The 18,695-nt window shown below is 46.2% G+C and carries 22 protein-coding genes; all 22 read right to left on the bottom strand.

The genetic code is table 11. From position 1 onward, the window contains the following. Positions 1–137: 137 nt before the first annotated feature. The 22 genes from MKY98_RS07910 to MKY98_RS07805 all read right to left on the bottom strand — a co-directional run bounded on the left by MKY98_RS07910 (position 138) and on the right by MKY98_RS07805 (position 18,684). The gene (locus MKY98_RS07910; RefSeq protein ID WP_341010784.1) at positions 138–1,553 is read right to left on the bottom strand and encodes a transcriptional regulator; all 1,416 of its coding nucleotides are present in this window, start codon (positions 1,551–1,553) and stop codon (positions 138–140) included. Positions 1,554–1,749: 196 nt separating this feature from the next. Continuing rightward, a complete protein-coding gene (locus MKY98_RS07905; RefSeq protein WP_341010783.1) occupies positions 1,750–2,091 on the bottom strand; it encodes a phage holin, LLH family in 342 nt (113 codons plus the stop codon). Between the two features lie 2 nt (positions 2,092–2,093). Next, positions 2,094–3,041, bottom strand: a complete 948-nt coding sequence (locus MKY98_RS07900) for a GH25 family lysozyme (RefSeq protein ID WP_341010782.1) — start codon at positions 3,039–3,041, stop codon at positions 2,094–2,096. 12 nt (positions 3,042–3,053) lie between these two features. After that, complete coding sequence (locus MKY98_RS07895) at positions 3,054–3,524, bottom strand: phage holin family protein (RefSeq protein ID WP_326401925.1); 471 nt, start codon at positions 3,522–3,524, stop codon at positions 3,054–3,056. Between the two features lie 158 nt (positions 3,525–3,682). Further along, a complete protein-coding gene (locus MKY98_RS07890; RefSeq protein WP_142611826.1) occupies positions 3,683–3,889 on the bottom strand; it encodes a hypothetical protein in 207 nt (68 codons plus the stop codon). A gap of 16 nt (positions 3,890–3,905) precedes the next feature. Next, positions 3,906–4,391 carry a hypothetical protein gene (locus MKY98_RS07885; protein WP_341010778.1) on the bottom strand — a complete coding sequence of 162 codons (486 nt, stop codon included), beginning with the start codon at positions 4,389–4,391 and terminating at the stop codon, positions 3,906–3,908. A 13-nt stretch (positions 4,392–4,404) separates the two neighbouring features. Then, on the bottom strand, positions 4,405–7,350 hold the full coding sequence (locus tag MKY98_RS07880) for a phage tail-collar fiber domain-containing protein (RefSeq protein ID WP_341010776.1): 2,946 nt from the start codon (positions 7,348–7,350) through the stop codon (positions 4,405–4,407). Between the two features lies 1 nt (position 7,351). Next, positions 7,352–7,912 carry a phage tail protein I gene (locus MKY98_RS07875; protein ID WP_341010774.1) on the bottom strand — a complete coding sequence of 187 codons (561 nt, stop codon included), beginning with the start codon at positions 7,910–7,912 and terminating at the stop codon, positions 7,352–7,354. Further along, positions 7,905–9,035 (bottom strand): baseplate assembly protein, encoded by a 1,131-nt coding sequence (locus MKY98_RS07870; RefSeq protein ID WP_341010773.1) that lies wholly within the window; start codon positions 9,033–9,035, stop codon positions 7,905–7,907. Before MKY98_RS07870 ends, MKY98_RS07875 begins: the two co-directional genes overlap by 8 nt. Then, positions 9,035–9,379 carry a hypothetical protein gene (locus tag MKY98_RS07865; protein ID WP_341010772.1) on the bottom strand — a complete coding sequence of 115 codons (345 nt, stop codon included), beginning with the start codon at positions 9,377–9,379 and terminating at the stop codon, positions 9,035–9,037. The genes MKY98_RS07870 and MKY98_RS07865 overlap by 1 nt, the downstream gene beginning before the upstream one ends. Beyond that, positions 9,376–9,783, bottom strand: coding sequence for a phage tail protein (locus MKY98_RS07860; protein WP_023990506.1), 408 nt, complete (start codon positions 9,781–9,783; stop codon positions 9,376–9,378). The genes MKY98_RS07865 and MKY98_RS07860 overlap by 4 nt, the downstream gene beginning before the upstream one ends. Positions 9,784–9,795: 12 nt before the next feature. After that, positions 9,796–10,140 (bottom strand): hypothetical protein, encoded by a 345-nt coding sequence (locus MKY98_RS07855; RefSeq protein WP_341010771.1) that lies wholly within the window; start codon positions 10,138–10,140, stop codon positions 9,796–9,798. A gap of 2 nt (positions 10,141–10,142) precedes the next feature. Then, complete coding sequence (locus tag MKY98_RS07850) at positions 10,143–11,192, bottom strand: phage late control D family protein (RefSeq protein WP_341010770.1); 1,050 nt, start codon at positions 11,190–11,192, stop codon at positions 10,143–10,145. Next, the gene (locus MKY98_RS07845; RefSeq protein WP_341010768.1) at positions 11,192–11,416 is read right to left on the bottom strand and encodes a tail protein X; all 225 of its coding nucleotides are present in this window, start codon (positions 11,414–11,416) and stop codon (positions 11,192–11,194) included. The genes MKY98_RS07850 and MKY98_RS07845 overlap by 1 nt, the downstream gene beginning before the upstream one ends. After that, entirely contained in the window at positions 11,416–14,349 is a 2,934-nt protein-coding gene (locus tag MKY98_RS07840; RefSeq protein WP_341010767.1) for a phage tail tape measure protein, read from the bottom strand. The genes MKY98_RS07845 and MKY98_RS07840 overlap by 1 nt, the downstream gene beginning before the upstream one ends. 192 nt (positions 14,350–14,541) lie before the next feature. Further along, entirely contained in the window at positions 14,542–14,895 is a 354-nt protein-coding gene (locus MKY98_RS07835) for a phage tail assembly protein (protein ID WP_341010766.1), read from the bottom strand. A gap of 27 nt (positions 14,896–14,922) precedes the next feature. Continuing rightward, entirely contained in the window at positions 14,923–15,450 is a 528-nt protein-coding gene (locus MKY98_RS07830) for a phage major tail tube protein (protein WP_341010762.1), read from the bottom strand. Between the two features lie 13 nt (positions 15,451–15,463). After that, complete coding sequence (locus MKY98_RS07825; RefSeq protein ID WP_341010760.1) at positions 15,464–16,918, bottom strand: phage tail sheath family protein; 1,455 nt, start codon at positions 16,916–16,918, stop codon at positions 15,464–15,466. Continuing rightward, positions 16,918–17,256: a hypothetical protein gene (locus MKY98_RS07820; RefSeq protein ID WP_341010759.1), complete on the bottom strand. Its 339-nt coding sequence runs from the start codon at positions 17,254–17,256 to the stop codon at positions 16,918–16,920. Before MKY98_RS07820 ends, MKY98_RS07825 begins: the two co-directional genes overlap by 1 nt. Continuing rightward, on the bottom strand, positions 17,250–17,795 hold the full coding sequence (locus MKY98_RS07815; RefSeq protein WP_341010757.1) for a hypothetical protein: 546 nt from the start codon (positions 17,793–17,795) through the stop codon (positions 17,250–17,252). Before MKY98_RS07815 ends, MKY98_RS07820 begins: the two co-directional genes overlap by 7 nt. A gap of 2 nt (positions 17,796–17,797) precedes the next feature. Then, positions 17,798–18,352: a phage tail protein gene (locus MKY98_RS07810; RefSeq protein WP_023990517.1), complete on the bottom strand. Its 555-nt coding sequence runs from the start codon at positions 18,350–18,352 to the stop codon at positions 17,798–17,800. After that, complete coding sequence (locus MKY98_RS07805; protein WP_341010756.1) at positions 18,352–18,684, bottom strand: hypothetical protein; 333 nt, start codon at positions 18,682–18,684, stop codon at positions 18,352–18,354. The genes MKY98_RS07810 and MKY98_RS07805 overlap by 1 nt, the downstream gene beginning before the upstream one ends. Between the last annotated feature and the right edge of the window lie 11 nt (positions 18,685–18,695).

Genomic DNA, 18,695 nt, shown 5'->3' with positions numbered 1-18,695 from the left:
AAAGCTCTGCCGACCAATTAAGGTTAGCAGAGTTTTTTGTGTTTATCTAAGCTTAGGAACCTCCAACGGTAGCATTAAGCTGAATAGTAGGGTGCTGGTCATAAGCATGATTAGGCCCACTCACAATAAATAAAAAACTAGCTGCGACGATCAGAAGAACCATTTTTCTCAACATTGTTTAACCACACCTTTTCAATAAGATTTAAAAACTCTTCTTTGATCTCAGGAACTGCATGTGTTCTAAACTTCACGAATAGCCCCATGCAGTTTATAAAATAAGTTTCGTTATTTATTATATGTGACTTTACCATTGCATACATCAAATGTTTAAAGCCATCACCGTATGATCCTCTATATAAATAATAATAAGCTAACTCGTATCCAAATCGTGCATATTGTTCTGGTATAACTTGACTAGTATACATGTCGGATGATGGCTGCACCTTCTGAGTAAACGAATTAATTATAGTTTCAAAACGTCTAAGTATATCGTCTATATCTAGTTGATACTGGTTAGCTGCAAGCAGTACGTTCAATATCTTAGTTACCATTTCTTTATCTACTTTTGATTTGGCAATGTATTCAACATAATCTGGAAGCACACTTGTATCACCGGACAAAAGTTTATAAATGTAACTATTACATTGCGCCCAATCCTTATAAAGATTTAGCCAATATAAAGTATCTTCGTCTGTCTCCAATACCCAATCTAACTCAGTGTAGGCATATGTATATTCTAGAGCTTGTTGATAATTGCCTTGGGCTTCGCAGACACTTGCACATAGTAAATCGGCATATGTGATGTACACAAACAAGGGACGACTTAACTTCTTAGCAGGTTCGTCACACTCTCGTTTCTTCTGTTGATGTTTAATTGTATATTGGATTTCCGCTTTTTCTCTCATTTTTCTTGCCATTTCATCAACCTTGTTCCACTTATTCAATGAACGATACAAATTCGCTAAGTCCTTCAATGCGTCAAGTTGGTCTATTTCATTCAATCGCTCAACAAAAGCTTCAAGTATCGCAGCAGCGTGGAGATTTTGGGTTTGGTCGTCTCCAACTTGAATCGTGAATATACGATATTGACAGACTGCCAAGCGTTCAGAATGTTGATATCTCTCCGTTTCAGCTACACCCTCATAAAGCAGCAAAGCAGCCTCATTTCTTCCCTGCGACAATAATTCTTCTGCAATTTCAAATAGCTTGGGCGAATATAGCAGATTGTCCATGATGGCTCCAACTACTCGACGGATCGCATCCAACTCGCCCAACTCCGCACAGCGAAACAAAAACGGCTCGATTCGTCTCATATTCGGGGGATGGTCGATGATAAAGTTTTCTATAAACAGATCATAAAAGTGACCTTCTGGTAAGCCCATAGCCTCAGTAATTAGGTCAAGTTGGTTAACTGACATAGACTTATTCCCTGACACAATGGCGCTTACTGCTCCCCTATTCATGCCCGCTATATGCCCAAACTGTGTTAGACTCATGCCCTCTTGTTGCAAGTATCTGTCTAATTCTGCTCGAATCGTAGGTGTATGCTTCATGCCATAGCCACCCTTCGCATAAATATTCCATAATTTTTAAAAACACACTTCATTTTTCACCAAAATTAACCACCTGTCAATATGTTATGCAACTAATGTTTGATGCGAACTTTCCGCATAGCTTACACGAATATAGGAACATAGCTACGTAAACAAAAAAAATACCCTACCAGCTAAATGCCAGTAGGGTTATTCATTAAGCTGATTTAATTTTATTCGGATTATATTCTTCCCACGCCTTCTGAATGGCTGCTTCGACTTCTTCCGGTTTGATGGATACGCCAATTTGGTCCAGTTTGACGGTTAGGTACTTAACAGCCTCGTGAAACTTTTCTGCGCCAGCTACTGCATAATTGCGCTCCACCCATGCATAAGCATCCCCTGCCAATTGCCCAATCCGGTTGCGTTGCTCAATGCTAAATCGTGCTTCATAGATTGGTTTGATTTTGCGATATACTACTGTGCCAAGCGTCAAAGCTCCGATAGTAACCAAAGCGACAACGGACAGTGCAATTGTTGTGATGTATTGTTCAATCATGGTTATTCCCCTTTCGTTTTCAGAACAGCTATTTTCGATTTTGGATCCCAGGACACTACAGCACCGTATGCCTCCGCTATAGGTCTTAGCTGCACATATGCCATACCTTCAACCAGTTGAACAGATTGCAGCTTGGCTCCGTTTAGGTAAGCAATCTTGAGGCTGGTGTCCCAATGACACGACAGACCCAAGGCATTAGAAAGCACGCGCAGCGGTACATACGTCCTGCCACTAAAAAGCAAAGTCTTTCCTACCTGCTTTCCATTTACGACGAATGAACCGGACGTGACTGTCTCAGTCTTCTCAGGGCGCTTTGTGAACCGTTCTCGTAGTTCGTCCGTTGTACCATCATACTCATTCATATCCACGTTCCCTTTTATCCCTGCTACCTTGCCGCTGTCGCTGTATTGCCAAATATCCCAACGTTTCCACGTCACTGTATCGCTCGGGACACGAATATCACCATACCGGGCTATCCATAATGGATAACCGCTCAATGATGCGTTAAAATTGGCTGCGAATGCATTGCCTGTATAGATAATGGGCTTGCGTCCTGTAAGTCGCTCCAGCTCGAGTAAGAAGGCCAACGCTACAGCACTAATAAGTGTTTTAGACAGGTTCCCTGGATTGTTTTCAAAGTCCATCACTGGCGGCAAGTCCAGTGATTTCCCACCCCCTACCTGTTCCAATACCTCTGCAAAATGCCTTGCTTCCGCTTTCGCTGCTTCAACACTGGTGGCATCTAGAAAGTGGTATGCACCCAGCAATACCCCGGCTGCTCTGGCTCCTTTTGCATTCGTGGTGAATGTAGGATCAACGTAACGTTGCCCCTGACTTGCTTTAATGAAGACAAATGAAATACCGTCAGCCTTAACCGCCTTCCAATCAATGTTTCCTTGATATCGGGATACGTCGATTCCCCGCGCGTTACCTTTTTTACGTGATTGCAAAATAACTCCCCCTTATACAGCAGGCTTTTGTCCCTGATCTTTTTTATCTGGCTCCGGGTCTGGCATATTTGGATTTTTAGGAGCCTGTGACCGAGACTCAAAAATCTTGACCGCATTCCTGAGTACATCCGGCATCGGTACACCCATGCGACCTACATTCTCAATAATGGACAACAGCTCATTTGCCAAATAGAAAAAGATCACTGCATCCTGGAAATAGTGTAAGTTGCCCAATGCCACATCTATAAAATGCGCCACCACCACGATCAAGAAAATGACGACCTTTCTTGCTATTCCGTGATAACCTATCCGGCTTCGCAACTCTCCGCGAATCCATGCAGCTATCCACCCAGTCAGCCAGTCCGCAATTACAAACATAAAAAGCAAATGTATCATGACGCTCCACCCTCCAAACAGGTAGCCAGCAACCGCCCCAAACCCCGCCGCCGCCCCTTTTATGATTTGCGTTAATCTGTCGTCCATCGTTCTCCCCCGTCTCTCTGTTCAGGAAACTTTTCCTGACCTTTGTCAAAATCCGTGTAAATTATTCCGTTAAATATTCTCTTAATTATTCCAGCGCAGAGAAAAGCCCCCGACCACTCCAGGGGCATAAAAATAGCGCATCCCTTTGGGTGCGCTGGTTACACTTGTTCTTTCGGTTGCTCAGGTACTGGATCGGCTGCAAGGTCTGGACGCTTGGAATAAATCTCGGCCAAAACTAAGTTGCGATTTTCATCATCCATCTGATAACTATCAACAACATTTTCAATTCCTCGTTCTCCGCGTTCATACCGGGTAATACAAGCATTGGCGCAAATGCGAACGCGCGGCATGGACATAGCTGCCATATTCCTTCACCTCCCCTCATTTACCTAGCATGATTTCCGTAAGCACTAATTCCAGATCGGACAGACGTTGACGGAGCAAATCTGTTTCGTTTGGCTCTGGCGTAGCTGGCTTTGTTAGCTCTGCTATTTGCTCCGGTGTTAGTCCTTCTGTCCAAAGGTTATCAGGCTGCTTAGGAGCAACATACACAGGCTGTTCCTCTGCCGCCCAACCCTTAGCCTGCCAATCGTGTAACGCTTGTACATACGCCTCCTGTGCCTCGTATACGGCTGCTTGATACATTTCCCACACGGCAAGATTAAACTTTGGCTTAAATAGACCCGGTGTTGTAAGTGGTACGCCAACCGTGTAGCCTACAAGCTCCGGCGTTTTCGGTTCGGTATCCTCGTCTTGATCAGTGTTATCCGGCTGGGTATAAAAAGGGACGACACCATTAAAGGCATCGTCCACTAGCTCGTCCTCAATATAGAAGCCGTCTGTATTTACTATAGGTACTATTTTCATGTCTATGACCTCCTTATTGTTCGGCTAAAAAACTAACTTGATAAAACGACACGCTTGTTCCTGATACGGCATCTACAGAAACACTTCCATCTACGTTAACAACTACTGCCGATGTTTTCAGGTTAGTGCCCGTATCGCTGGAATCGTATACTGTGAACAAGCTGCGCTGTGAAGGTCTATACCCAACTGGAAGTCTAAAAATGACCGTAGCTTGTGCTTTTACGCCATCTTTAACCCATCCACGAAGGTGCACAACGCCCGCGCTATCTTTGTAGTATCCTGGCGTGTATGTTCCTTGTGATCCTACCCACACAACCCACCCATTAAGCAAGGTAGGTGTAAGCCATGCAGGATTATCCTCGTCAGCCTTCTTGTTCTCCAGTACCGACACACGCGCCGTGTTTTGCTGTACACTGTCCACCAAGTCTGACAGCAGCGTCTTTTCGTTGGCTGCATAGGAACCTGTAAACGGTACGACTGGCGATGGTGCAAGCACAAGATACGTAACGCTGTAAGCTGCTGCTGCGTCATAGTTAGCGGCGGATGCCTCTGCTGTCGTGCCGTTGGTGCTGCCTGAACCTATATACAGCGCCCACTTTTCAGTGTCGGGTCGTAAACCTTTGTATATCCCCAAAACCTTACTGACCGAATACGTGAGATTAGTTCCGGCGACGTTCGAATTGTTGATGTAATAAAACCCATTAGTATGCAGTTTTGGTCTGGCAGATTCACGCAGCACAATCCCTGTACCCACCTCAACCTGATTATCGCCCTCGTTGAAGGATAGTAGCCCCTCTGATACGATAGGCTCGACGGCAGGCGTTGCGAGTTGGTATACAAGTTGGTACGGTGTGTACCCTGCGTATGCCTGTTGTGGTACGGTCTGAGTGAAGTTAGGTGCGCCCACACGCTGAACCCAATATTTAGTGCCTGTACCGTTCCATGTTGCTGTAGTGGATGCTTGAGCATTTGCAGGAGTGATGGTATTAGCGTCATAGGCTTTGTAGCCGAAAAAGTAGGCTTTGATGTCATCCTGCGACGGTCCGTAGCTGTCTGCCCACCCGCTGTCTGCGACTGGAATACCGAAGTATATATCTCCTGCTGCTGTTACGGCGTTGCTGTCGGCGGTGTTGCCTGTGCTTCCCTGGGGTATAATCTTACCGTCAAACTTCACACCGATGCCGCTACCCGCTACTGCACCTATTGCGGCCCCTACCAGTTTTACCTGTCTAACTCCAGCGGTAGCGCCGCCCTCACCTTGTACCCACGCTCTATTACCATCAAGCGTCAACCCTTGCCACTTCTTGGACTTGAAATATTGCCCATCACGCTCGAACACCATATCAGTGTTTGCCCCTGTAACTGGATCGGCGTACAGGTCTGTTTGTAACGCCAACATAGAGTCTTCGCGCGGTTTGAATGGTTTTTCTGTACTACCGATGTTTAGCATAGGGTTTGAAATATTCAGCGTACCCGTTGTGACGGTTAGGTTCGAAAAAGACACCCTCATCCGCTGCGCGTTTGCTGGCGCTGTACCTGATACCATCTGTGATGTTGTATATGAAGGCGTACCGATAACGTTACCACTAGAATCCAAAAATGACAGAGCAATATTACCATTGTGCTGCGCCGAAAGAGTATATACATTGCCTGGGGCTGTAGATGTCTCGTAATAGGTAACGCGGTTAGAAACAGTTGGTGTCATGGCTGCCGCATATGGCTCTGTCGCCTTTGTTTCAACTAGCGTCCATTCGTAAAAGCTCGGTAACAGGTTTTCCCCGTACCGAATTGCATACGGATTACGCACAGGCATTACGCTGTCTACGTAAGGCCATTTAGCAGCTACCTGGGCAGGCGTAAGGGTCGCGGCTGCTGCATAGTCTGCGTCTGAAACTTCATGGACCCGTACCGAATCCATATTAAACGTATTGCCGCTTGCACCTGTGCCTGTAATGGTCAAGATGTGGAAATAGTCTGTGGCTACAAATCGAACAACAGACGGAGCAAAAGCAGAAGCTGAAGTCACCTCATTACCCGAGGCTCCGGCGATGCCGTTTATGGATATGGCTACTTTGCTGGTATTGCCGTTTTTCACATCAGCAATCGCAACATATTTTTTACCTGGCGTGGTCAAAAATGTTGCCGAGGCCGTAGCCGGCACAGAGCCAACCGTAAGCTTAAATGAGCTGGTTCCGCTGGTTTTATTAGTGGCATCACTCACAATAGCTACGTTAGATGACCAGGAGCCTACGTTTTCACAATTTCCCATGCGCCCAAGAAGGTTAACCATCATTCGTCCCGTAATGCCATCCAAACTAAATAACGCTGACTTGATGGAGTTTAAAACTTGCACTCCGCCAGCCAACGTTATCCGTTTAGTGTCTACATTATTCAGACGATTTTGTAAATCATCAACATCTGTTTCAACGGTTGTCATACGATTTTTCAAATCCAATATATTAACATCGTTGCTTGTCGTGTAATCTGTATAATCCTGCAAGCTTACATACACTTGTGACGGGTCTGCTGTGATGCTGATATTCGTAGCATTGCCCACAAGCAAATTGACGTTTATCAGCTTCTCAATTACATCTGCTCCACCACCTGGAGGGATGTATTCTGCCGATCCGCTGCCACTGTTACCGTATGCATACATGATTTCTCCCTCGTCCGGGTCAACTGCAAACACACCTAATTCACGAAAGAAAAATCCTGTTGTTATATCTTGGTTGGAAAGGATCGCGCTTACCGTTGCCCTGCCCGCGCTAGGTGTATACACCCGGCTGACCGCTATACTTTTGCGTTCCGTGATTAGCCCTGTCATGTTTGGGATGGACTGGCTTGTTATTACACCGTCACCCAAACCCATCCTGCTAAATTTTAGCTGCTGACCTGCCTGTACCTTAGCTTGCAGGTTGCGTCCTTTTATGGTTAATACCAAACCACCAAATGCCGCCATATTACACCATCCTTGCTGTTATGATATCTCGCATATGCAAACCTGCGCCAAAATACAACTCCATTTGCTCTGTTTGCTCCAGTACCACGCTGTCCAACTTGGCTGAGAAGCGAGTAACCGAATCGATAGCCCGGTAAAACTCCGCAACTCTATCTCGTGTGGCTGCTGGATTGCTTGTTTTAACTCTGTAGTGTCCTGGTATTCCGTTATATTGAAACCACTCTTCAACAACCCCGTCACCAAATAAAATATCTATAAGTTGTTCAACCGCTGCTGGAGTACCCTTGATCCGGTGAAAGTTTATAGAATTTTTAATAAGTTGCCTGCGTGTATCAAGTGGAAGGTTAGGGTCGTAAAAGTCCACATGCATCTGATACGCCATGTCGTTTGCTTCGTCATTTGTTAGCTCGTCAATCCTTGTCAGCCTACGCAGCTTGTAAACCTCGTCCTTAGCTACTTTAAGGTACTCGTCCAACGTGAGGGCAAAGGCTTGCATGGTAGGATCATCTTTTAAGCTTTGAGGCAGGAGGTCAACGATACTAACGTCTTTAATATCAATCATTAACAAGACCTCCATAAACGATATTAGGCGTTGTTTCCTTCGGTATCTCAAGCTCACCTATATCTTTAAAAACAGGGCTTGTGACCTCAACCCGTAGCGCGCCAGCAGCATACATACGTCCAATCAGGTTGGTGGGGTTGATATCCCTACCAAGACGGCTCTTTTGCCAAAGGATATAATCCTGTATAGCCTGACGGATGTTTGCCTCAATGGTCTGTGATTCGGCCTCGTTAGCTCGATTTATATAGAACTTGACATTTATGTCATAGGCCACTTGTACCGGAGCCTGAACCTTAACCAAATCAGTGAGCGGGCGGCGCGTTCGGTCATTTACGCTGTCGTAAACGTTCTGTATAAGTTCCTCGCCCGGTATCTCTCCACCCTCCAACAAAGGTACGATAATGACCTCGTAAGGCTCAGGGGATGACAATCCAACGTCCACAATTGACGATGAGGCAGATTTAGCCCAATATTCGTATCCATCCCTTGGACCAGCCGTTGAAAACGACTCAGGAGCCAACCGAATACGCTCTTTGAATGCATCGTCTCCTTCTACCGCAGCTCCGCCGCCCGTAATGGTTGTATTGGACACATTCGCAATGAAAGGTAGCTGATCCATCAGGACATTAACCTGACCAACTGCAAACCCATTGCCTGCAATGCCCGTAACGTTAGCTGTTGCCTCTACGCTGCCTGTGAGCGTGCCGGAGGGTATAATAATGGTTTGATTGGTTGTAAAGTAGATCGTGCCATCTCCATTTTGTAACCCTACCCTTGTCCCTCCCGGAATAGTTGACGCTGTACTGAGCTGAGTGGATAGCGTGAACCGTAGCTGTGTTGTAGCTGCGTTAGCGCCCAGCCTCACCACGCCGTATAAATCACCTATATAGTCAAGCATGATGCCTGTAGCATACTTGAGTAAGTCCGCTTTTTTCTCCCGGTCAATCAGCACACGCAATTGGATAATCTCATTCATCAAAGCCAGGAACAAAATTCGGTCAGGATCGGCCTTTTCGTAGACCTTTCCAGTCTTGTTTTGGAGAGATACAAGGGACTCACTTAATATTTTTTGCACATCGTAATCTGTAAACTGGATATCCGGTAAAGTTATTTGCTGTGCCATTAAACGCCTGTCCCCTCTCCGCCTTCATTGATCGTAAATCTGATTATGGGCACGAGTCTGCCTGTCTTTTCAAAGTCTGCATCCTCGACGATATCAACCTCTTGTATCTCTACCGCAGGCTCCTGCTCATTGATTGCTGTGATTACCATTGCAATCATGAGCTGTCTAGCGCCCAGCGTGGTCAAGTCCTGACTCACATCATCTACACCCAGTTCCCGGTCCATAACACACGTTCCCAGCACTGTCGAAGTGATAATTCGAACACGCTGTTTAATTGCGTCTATACCTGTTAAGCCAAACTTAAAAGGCTTGTATATCCCTGTAATCTCGTAAAGATCCGTCATACGTATTCCTCCAATGATAGGGAATATGTAGCGGATATGAGCCGACCCTTGTTGTCGATATTGTTAAATTTCTGCGACATGCCTTTGATTTTCCACCACTTTACACCCAACCCTTTGTTACCAAGCACGAAAGGCATCACCTTCCCCTTTCGGCTGTAGTCAACAAGCTTATCCACCTCTTTACGGGGATTCATGCCATAGGACGCGTCAATTCGGACCGTCAAATCTATCGTATCAAGCCCCGGCCCTAGGAATTGCGAACGGGGTTTTTTGCCGATGATTTCATTCGCCGCCCATCTGTCATTGTTGGTGCGGGTAAAGTCGGTGAAGGTCCTTATCTTGTAGTGAGTAACGATAAAAACAATATCGCCAAGTGTGGCTAACCCGCCCCAATCCTTTGCCATGCTAACACCGCCTTATATGTTATTGCCCTTGATATCTCCAACCGCTTTAAGACCACCTGTTTCCGGTGGCGTGCCAATTATTTTTACGTTTCCATCTATCGTTAACGTGCCTTTCATTTCACCGTTACCCTCTGTATTAACAAACTCTGATGAAACGCCAAAGCACACGCCATTACTACGGTCAAACATGAAAACAAAAACTTCGTCTCCCGGTTTGGGAAGTGTCTTCCGCAACATCCCAGCTGGGAACACAACGGGCAGGTCACCCGTAACAAAGTCTTCCCGGTCCGGGAACGTGGCTGTGATTGTGCCAGACCCCTCATCCGCTGTTGAGCAGGTGCCCCATTTAGCTAACATATTTACCACCCCAGCACCTTTCTGATTTCAAGTGTTGTCGTATAAGGAGAACCCGCACTGATATGATGCTCTGCACTCTCAATAATGTACTTGCCGCTATAAAAACCAACGTTCAGCACGCTTACTGTCACTCCAGCCGCCAGGCGCGTGTCTCCGCTCATTTCAAGCTTTGCCTTGCCTGACTTCTTGTTTTGCTCCCTCAGCCTGTTACGGGCTATTCTGGTGGCTTCTGCCACGGTACCAGCCTGTTCATTCAGCCTCAAGGTCGGATATTTACTCATGCCAGGAGCGCTATATGTCCCGGTTACCGTCTTGCTCTTTTCTGTTTTGGATTTGGCTGTTGTGTAGCTCACAATAGCCTTTCCGTATGCCGTGCTTTCGCTGTCTTTGGAAAACTCGTAGCTGAGGATATCGCTTTTACCCCTGACGATATCCATCACAGGAGCGGCATTCTCAAAATCTAGTTCGCTGAACAAGACCAGCTTTTTGCCGGACAGCTTAACAGCTATCCCCTCAGCCTGACAGGTCTTAATCAAAAATTCGAAGTCGGTTTCGTCCGACTGGTCTAATCGCTCATATTGCGGGTTTACCTTGGCGTTGTAACTAAGTGCAAGACCCGAATGTTTAGCAATATCTGCAGCTACCGTCCGCAACTGAACCTTTTCATATGACTTGGATCGTTTTTGTTGCTTGGTAGACTGCCCGGATAAAGGTAACGCGCTCGCTTCAATGACGATCATGTCAGGCTTCCCGGTAAACCGAAACGCTTTGACATAAAACGTGCCGCATACCAGCTTTTTGACCTCGCCGTTTTTATGCCAATCTCGGGTGACAATTTCGGCCCGTATCTTATCATCAATATAAGGCACCCAGCCCTTAATCCAATCGTTGTTACGGTCATCCAGTGTTATTGTAATGGTGTCAATCTGACCGTTATATCCGTCTGAATAGGTAAAATCAATTAGGTATTGATCTAGTACCGTGCTGCTGACAACCTTGCCATTGTAAGTAAGGGCGACACTTGCTGTGCGCCCATCATTCACGACAGCCATTACCCATCTCCCTCCTCTTCCTCTCCAATCCTCCAAGGTGGCAATGTGGTCGATGTCTCATCCGGTATAGCAGGGACAGTCAGGATAACGCCAGCACCAAAAAAGACCGTATCTACATGGTTAAAGTTAGCTGCCATTAGATCGGTCATAAAATTGATGCTTCCTGTGAGTTTATAGGCGATATTATCCCATGTGTCACCTTGTATGGTTCGATATGTCGCCATCAGGCCATAGCCCTCCTTCTGTTCTTGCGCTCCCACTCCTGCATATTGGCTTCCCATTCGCGTTGTGAGTCTCGCAATGACTTTTGGATCACCTTTTCGTCTGCGTTCCCTTGAATAATAATCTGAGGGCTAAACACAGGAGCAAAGTGTCCACCCCCTCCACCATCCATTCCTAATGCACTCCCTGCGGCTGCGTAGAGGTCGCGTGAGCGCTTGGAGTTATTGAGGGGGATAATTGCCTCATCGTCTCCAGCCTCGCCCACAAGACCCAATGTAGGGCTTGTTACAATGCCACCGTCTGCAAACTTTTGAGGTTTAAGAGGTGGAATAGCTTGGAGAGGGAAACCATGTGTGTTTTTCACCACGTTCGGAAAACTGTTTGGAGTAGCCATTGGTCCATATTTTTGTTTTATATCAACGGTAACGTCTATCTGTTTTGATGTGGGAAGAGTAGCGAATTCCTGATTGAGTTCCCTAACCCTTTTCGCCGCCTCGTCCACGTTCTTTCTAACTTCGGTGGATAGCGTTCCATAACGATTCGTTAGTTGCTTTAAGGATTCACCATTTAGTTCTTCGACTTCTATCATGCGGTATCTAGCATTGTAGAGTTCGTCCATCGAAGCTTTAGAAGCTTTCATTTCTTCAGCGTTTGTTGCCAGGTCTTCCCTCGTTTTCGTCATAACCATTCTTGCCGTGTCAACATGCTCGCTAATGTCGGGCAATCTAGCATTATCTTGGTTAGTGATTTCTTGGAGTTCATCAGTAAGAGCTTTTAACTTCGCTACTTTTTCCGCCCCTGCCGGGGTGTTGTTCATGACATCGTTGTATTTTGTGCGCAGAGCTATTAACTTTGTGAGAACATTTCTACTATGTTCTTGCGCTGTGTTCAAATCTTTTTCTTTGTTTTGAAGGTCACCGTACTCTTCTAACAAATCAGGAAGTTGCGCCTCTTTATCAAGAATTGTGAAACGCGCTTCTTGTTCTGAGGCTTTAGCCATGTTGTTGTAAAGATCAAGCTGAGCACCTGCCTGTTGCCGTAATGCATCAGTTTTAGCGTCTTGAGCAGTAATATAACCATCACTTTGGGCGATAATCTGCTGTTCAATGTCGGCTATCTTGCGTTGCGCCTCGGCAAGTTCATTAGCAGGTGTTTTGGCATTATCAATTTTTTCTTTTAACCGATCATACTCTTTGACCAAGTTTGTGAGCTTATCACGTTGCTTGTCCGTAGCGTTGTAGTCGTCAAAAGCAGTTTTGAGCGTGTCACCCATGTGAATCATAGACTTTCGCGCAGCTTCTTGATGCTCTCTATACGCAATTACCCCAGCGGTCACTAAACCGATAGCGCCAACAGCAATACCAGCAGGCGATTTCATGAAAGCCAGTGATTTACTTAGCAATCCTCCGGCTCCAGCCGCTTCGATCAACTTACCTTTCAAGCCCCATAATCCCTTGCCTAGCACAGCTACATTCTTGCCAATCAAAGCAGCAGGAGTTGACAGTGCTACAAATTCGATAAAGTCCTTGTTATCCTTTGCCCAATCCACCATTTCATGAAGCATTGGCAAAAGTTCTTCACCGATTGGGATAACAATTTCCGTCATGATTTCCCTGCCCAAACCTTGAAGCTGTTTGGAAAAGGACTCCATATTAAGCTTTTTGATATCCTCCATCGTGTTTAGATTCTTATCGAATGAGCCTGTAACATCATTAAGCGCCTGCGTGATGCCAGATCCCATATCCTCATATTGTGTTCCGAACAACGATACAGATAAGGCATTGCGTTGCTGCAAATCGTCTATTGTAAGGAGTTGATCGTTTACTAATGCAAGAGCATCCCTAGCTGTAATTGACCCATCAGAAATGCCTTTGAAAATCTTTTGACTTCCGCTCAGCAAGCTGCTAATCGTCTTGCTCGCTTTGTCGACTTGGCCACTTTTACCGGATTGCAAAGCTTTAAGCAGGTCTGTTGCAGATTTTTTACTTGTCTTAGCGGTCAAATCGGCAAATTCCTTGGTTTTTTGTCCGCCTTTTTGAAGCTGTTTGATATAACCGCCTACATTATCGCTTGCAAACAGTTCGTCCATTGCATCAACCACAGCTTTGTCGCCGCTCTTGATACGGATACGGAACTCCTTCAACGCATCTGCCACTTTATCTGTGTTGAAAGCGCCCTTTTCCATGCCACTATTGAGTACGTTTAGCATTTGTTGGGCATTGTAGCCCGCATCCTTGAATTGCACTGAATATTCGTTCAGCGTGTCCAAAAAGTCGTCAGCACGATTAAGTCCCTTCTGGCTACCTTGTGCAATGAGGTTAAATGCTTCCTCGGATGTAATGCCAAGGTTTTTCATCATCACGCCGACAGTTCGCATGGTTTCATTGACCTCATACCCGAAAACATCACGCAACGACATCGCTGATTCTGTAGCATCCTTTAACGCTTGGCCCGTGAGTCCTGTGGCGTTTTTAACATTTACCAGGGAATCGGCTATGTCTCCGAAACCCTCACCGTAGTTTGCCTCATACATGCCACGGATGGAATCGTCAAGACTCTTCATTTCTTCGGCGCTTGCTCCAGTAGCTGCCTGCACCTTAAATAAAGATTCCTCAAGCTCGCCCACATCGTTGATCATGTTACCAAATGCCCCGGTAACACCGTCTATAATCGCTTTAGCACCTGTGAAGTCCAAAGCCCGTTGAAATACATCACCAAACTCGCGCGCGCGGTCGGTTATATCCCGTATAGAGTCAGGCACATCGTCCGGTATTGGACGCGTGCGCCTTAATTCATCTAGATTTTGTTCAAGCAAAGCTACATCTCGGCTCAAGTCGGTGAAGCTACGTATGATGCGTGGGTCAATCTGTCCCGATAGCTCAAATGTTAGCTCGTATCGTCTCGAACCGCCCGAACCTCCGCCAGCTCCAGCCATTTAAAAAACCTCAATTCTACTGTGGGTTGTCTTCCTTACGCCGTTCCTCAACTTTCCTGTGAAAATTGTTCATGGCAACGATCCAATCATCCAGTTCGATTGCCGGACGCTTGATGTAATCTAACGGGCTACCGCCCGCGAATTTGGCAAGAGCTATACAATCCTCCATCAATTTCGCGGACGGGTTACCAATTAGATCAAGCCGTCCAAAAAACGGCGAGACGCTCCAATCACCCGGTTAAAGTCTTTGGCAGGAAGCTTTTTTAAGAAATTGGGATGTACGCCAGCAGCTTTAGCAGCCAAGACAGCCAGATACGCCGGATGTTCGTTTTTGAAAGCTGGTAGGAAGTTCTTGCCTTGATTCAAAGCGAGAAAATCCCCCTCAAGAGAGATAATGTCTTCGCCTGTGAGTTTGTCGAATTCAAGATTAAGCTCTTTATAATCAACATCCTCCCAATTAACAGAAAGAGACAGCCTAATGACTGTCCCTGTTGGTTGTGCTACTTCCTCTTTCATTTGTTCTTCTGTTGTCCCTTGTGCGCTCATGTTTAATCAACCTTTCTATTTTTAGGATTAGGCTTTGCCCAATGCTTTATTGATGTCAAATAGATCGTCCACGCCATTGATACGACTTACGCCGTTGAGCTTGTCCAATTCTTTGACAGCTACGCCATCAATAAACACTTTGATGTACGTGACTTCAAGCGTAGTTGTGGTGCCAGTAGTGGCATTTTGAGCGAAAGTACCAAGGTCAATCCCTTTGCCGATGCCCTTAACCACTATCTTAACGGCCCGTGTTTCCAGCTCGCCGGATGTGGTATTAAACTCGGTAAATGCACCACGAATCTCCAGCGACTTGAGTTTTGTACCTATCAGCCCAAACGCATCTTTATCAATCGTACGCCAAGCAATACCAAGTTCTAACGAACCGTAATGACCTGGCGTTGGGATATCAAGCTCACCCAAGATGCCAGCCCCGGACAATGTATCTGTCAAAGGTGTGAAGTTGGGCAACGTAATGTCACCCGTGGAAAAATCGGTACTTGAACCATTTGCATAGATCGACATACCGACCAATTTAACCGGAATATTTTTAGCCAATGTCTACCCCTCCTTATGCCGCTGCGCCCAGCGTAGTCAGATACGCCAGATCATAAGCAACGATAAATTCAATATCTTGTGCTGGGCTTGGAGGTGTGATGAACAAGCGGTATGTCAGGATACCATCCTCCAAGTTGGAAACCGTGTTATCGCTGTCACGGTATTCAATTCGACCACCCAGCAGCGCACCAGCTGCAACCAATCCATTTAGCCAGAAATTTACGTCATCCGTTATCTCTCCAATCAGGCGGTTGTTTAGCGGACGGTCAATCTTGTTCCAATATTGCAAAACAATATTGTTTTTGACCCAGCTAAACATGCGACGAACCGGAATAAAGGCGCGTTGTGCATCCGTCAAAGTTGGATAGGCTGCTGTGCGGTTGCCCCACAACCTCCATCCTCTGCCCATATTAAGACCTGTGACAATACCGTTATTATTTAGATAAGTGGCTTGGTTAAACGGAACGTAAGCCTCTGAACCGTTCTCCATGACCAAGCTATCCACAAAAATATCTTTATTAGATGGAGACTCGAACGGGATACCGCCATTATCTGCATCTGTTGCCACAGTGCGAGCAGCCGCGACCACTGACATGTGATAGGTCACATCGTTGTACTTGGCTTTAGGCCATACATTAAAGCTGTATGGGCTGGTATAACGATTGTCGTTTTTCCAGTTGACCAAGTTAATGTAACGTTCGGATGCGTCCAGGTCAGCAATAACATGGGCTTCAAACAGTCCATTAATGTTAAGAGACTTAGCCACCATCGCCGCATAGACTGTAGGGTCGCTTGACCATCCTGGTGCAACCAGCAGATTAGGTACAAGTCTGGTCGTGAGAAACACTTCCTCGATAACCTCCAACCCCGTTCTAACGCCTGTTGTGGAGTTTTCCCCGCCTATAATCTTAGCCGCTGTCACCTTTGAAGGGTCTAGTTTGGAGTAACCTACTTGCAACACCGTAGTGTTGGCAGGGATTGCACCACCTGGAATAATCGTAACCACGGTTTTTCCGTTGTCATCATAGGTTGTAGCGTAGTCAGTGCCAGCCACATACGTAGTCGCACCATCAGAAGACTTTACGATTACTGTGGAATTTACTACGCCGCTGTCAGCAGCAGTGTACACCCCATCGGTAAACGTAGCAGCAGCAGGAACAACCGCCGTATTATCCGTAGCAGGATCAAGCACGTTTATAAATACTGCCGGAGACAGCTTTGCAATCTCGAAAAAGTAGAAAGCAGCCTCGCAAAGCGGGAACGATGCCCAATCATCCGAATAGCCAAAGTAGTATTCGAATTCATCCATACTCGACACCAAAATTGACTTATTTGTGACAGGTGTCCGGCTTTGTGTCATGTTGACCGGAGCTGCACCAAAAAAGACTGGCAATGTGGTAGTTTGCACCGTGCTACCACTGCGGTCCCGGAATAACTCCTTTGTTCTAATGCCGTGATATTCAGTCATTAGCGCACATCCTTCACAATTTTATAAGCCACGTTGAGTGGATGCCCTGTGACACCTACATCAATCTGCGCTTGAGAGAGCTGGGTAACAGGCACAAATAAGGACTTGAGTTGCGGGTACTTGTCGTACAGGTCTTGCAAGTGGTCTGGATATCCACCGACAAAAATTTGATATGTGCGCAATCGCCCCTTTTCCAATCTTGGGCCGATATACACAAGATGTTGATCATCTACAGGTGGTTGCTCATTCCCGATTACACCACTCTGTTCAGCTTCGACAACCTTGGCTTTACGAGTGCTCTTGGTTTCTTCGCTTTTATCTTCAGTTTTTTCTACCATAGTCGTACCTCCGTTTGTATTGTGGGTGCCTCCCAATTGGTGCTGACCACGCCTATAAAATAGGGGTCCGTCTGCTCTTCATGAAAATCAATGTCGAGTGGACGGGCTATTCTGAACCCCCACCCTGAGTAATCATGCTTGAGCAAAGATTGTCTTATAACTTCCATCAAGTGGAGTGTATCCTTCTGCGCCTGCAAACCCTCTGCCTCAACGCCACATATCAGATCAATTTCACACAGCCGCATCATGTCGTCCGTGTCCGTTGAACGCAAAAAACGAACGATCACAAAAGGGAATCGTTCGTCTCTATATGTTTCCAGCGTTTGTTGGTTAGGCACAGGCTCTAGTGTCTGCGGCGCGTAAGGATCAGGCATAGCCTCAAACTCAGGCACCTGTCTAGGAGGCAAATCCATTGTAAATACTTTGACTTTTCCATCGGTATTATCGTCACTGGTCTTGTCGCCAAGGTACATACCGGACGTGATTTCAAGGATGTGGTCCCTAATCCTGTCCGTCATACTGGCTGGTGTCAATTCCATCTTTACAACCTCCCTAATAACCTATTGAGTTCGTGTGGCATACGCTTGTTCATTTCGTCTGCATATACCTCCTGCACATGCGTAACAACCTCTTCATTGTTCGCCATTTCTGGCACCGCTGGCCCCCTCAATTCGCGTACAGGAAGTCTTTTCTTTCCAACTCGCTCAAATACACCCGTATGACCGCCCATGTTGGATATGAACGCCCTTTTGAGTGGTTTGCGCGGCGACCCTCTCAACACACCCGCCTTGACCGTCTTAGGTCTAGCAGGTCGTTGTTTTGGATTAACACTAAAGTTAATCAGAGGTATAGTCTTCCCTTTGGTTTTAATCTCGGAAGACATGCCCGTACCTGCCGCTTTGCGGACCGTGACGGTCTTTGTAGCCTCAGATTGCTTAATAACATACCTTTCCCTTATCTTTCGTCCCAACTCTGTCTTGGAACGCTGTGTGGCGCGGTTAACGCTTGAACGTGTAGCCTGTTTGAGTATCTTGTCCATGACCGCCATTTGCTTGCGAGCTGCCCGAAGATTACTCCTGACATCAAGAAAAGACATTATCGCCCACCACCATTTGAGGATAGGGAAATTTTAAGCACTCCCATGTCGTTTGAAACCGCTGTGATACGATATTTGAGATTGTCTAAGGTAATTACCTGTTCCCTTGCGGGTGTAAAGCCCAACACACGCGGATCAATATGGATGATTGCATTATGCGCGGATACACCCTCTGCCGTTTGGATTGGACGACCATCTAACGTAAATGTCTCCACAATCATGTTAAGACGACGAGGATTGCCACCAGCTACAAGCACATGCAGTTCCGAAAACTCCAAAGGGTTGAAAAACACATTTGGCACATCATGAATGATTTGATCGCGCAAACTCATAACGCACCTCC

The organism is Paenibacillus sp. FSL M8-0228 (assembly GCF_038007385.1).
Lineage (GTDB): Bacteria > Bacillota > Bacilli > Paenibacillales > Paenibacillaceae > Paenibacillus > Paenibacillus polymyxa_D.
This window is presented reverse-complemented; position numbering and strand designations above follow the sequence as displayed.

What these genes read in the sequence shown, in the direction of transcription:
- MKY98_RS07890 (WP_142611826.1), bottom strand. Translation starts at nt 3,889, where the DNA reads ATGGCAGCTATGTCCATGCCGCGCGTTCGCATTTGCGCCAATGCTTGT.
- MKY98_RS07810 (WP_023990517.1), bottom strand. Translation starts at nt 18,352, where the DNA reads ATGTCTTTTCTTGATGTCAGGAGTAATCTTCGGGCAGCTCGCAAGCAA.
- MKY98_RS07885 (WP_341010778.1), bottom strand. Translation starts at nt 4,391, where the DNA reads ATGAAAATAGTACCTATAGTAAATACAGACGGCTTCTATATTGAGGAC.
- MKY98_RS07845 (WP_341010768.1), bottom strand. Translation starts at nt 11,416, where the DNA reads ATGGCGACATATCGAACCATACAAGGTGACACATGGGATAATATCGCC.
- MKY98_RS07820 (WP_341010759.1), bottom strand. Translation starts at nt 17,256, where the DNA reads ATGGTAGAAAAAACTGAAGATAAAAGCGAAGAAACCAAGAGCACTCGT.
- MKY98_RS07870 (WP_341010773.1), bottom strand. Translation starts at nt 9,035, where the DNA reads ATGGCACAGCAAATAACTTTACCGGATATCCAGTTTACAGATTACGAT.
- MKY98_RS07910 (WP_341010784.1), bottom strand. Translation starts at nt 1,553, where the DNA reads ATGAAGCATACACCTACGATTCGAGCAGAATTAGACAGATACTTGCAA.
- MKY98_RS07805 (WP_341010756.1), bottom strand. Translation starts at nt 18,684, where the DNA reads ATGAGTTTGCGCGATCAAATCATTCATGATGTGCCAAATGTGTTTTTC.
- MKY98_RS07880 (WP_341010776.1), bottom strand. Translation starts at nt 7,350, where the DNA reads ATGGCGGCATTTGGTGGTTTGGTATTAACCATAAAAGGACGCAACCTG.
- MKY98_RS07855 (WP_341010771.1), bottom strand. Translation starts at nt 10,140, where the DNA reads ATGTTAGCTAAATGGGGCACCTGCTCAACAGCGGATGAGGGGTCTGGC.
- MKY98_RS07860 (WP_023990506.1), bottom strand. Translation starts at nt 9,783, where the DNA reads ATGGCAAAGGATTGGGGCGGGTTAGCCACACTTGGCGATATTGTTTTT.
- MKY98_RS07905 (WP_341010783.1), bottom strand. Translation starts at nt 2,091, where the DNA reads ATGATTGAACAATACATCACAACAATTGCACTGTCCGTTGTCGCTTTG.
- MKY98_RS07895 (WP_326401925.1), bottom strand. Translation starts at nt 3,524, where the DNA reads ATGGACGACAGATTAACGCAAATCATAAAAGGGGCGGCGGCGGGGTTT.
- MKY98_RS07875 (WP_341010774.1), bottom strand. Translation starts at nt 7,912, where the DNA reads ATGATTGATATTAAAGACGTTAGTATCGTTGACCTCCTGCCTCAAAGC.
- MKY98_RS07835 (WP_341010766.1), bottom strand. Translation starts at nt 14,895, where the DNA reads ATGAGCGCACAAGGGACAACAGAAGAACAAATGAAAGAGGAAGTAGCA.
- MKY98_RS07825 (WP_341010760.1), bottom strand. Translation starts at nt 16,918, where the DNA reads ATGACTGAATATCACGGCATTAGAACAAAGGAGTTATTCCGGGACCGC.
- MKY98_RS07840 (WP_341010767.1), bottom strand. Translation starts at nt 14,349, where the DNA reads ATGGCTGGAGCTGGCGGAGGTTCGGGCGGTTCGAGACGATACGAGCTA.
- MKY98_RS07850 (WP_341010770.1), bottom strand. Translation starts at nt 11,192, where the DNA reads ATGGCTGTCGTGAATGATGGGCGCACAGCAAGTGTCGCCCTTACTTAC.
- MKY98_RS07815 (WP_341010757.1), bottom strand. Translation starts at nt 17,795, where the DNA reads ATGGAATTGACACCAGCCAGTATGACGGACAGGATTAGGGACCACATC.
- MKY98_RS07865 (WP_341010772.1), bottom strand. Translation starts at nt 9,379, where the DNA reads ATGACGGATCTTTACGAGATTACAGGGATATACAAGCCTTTTAAGTTT.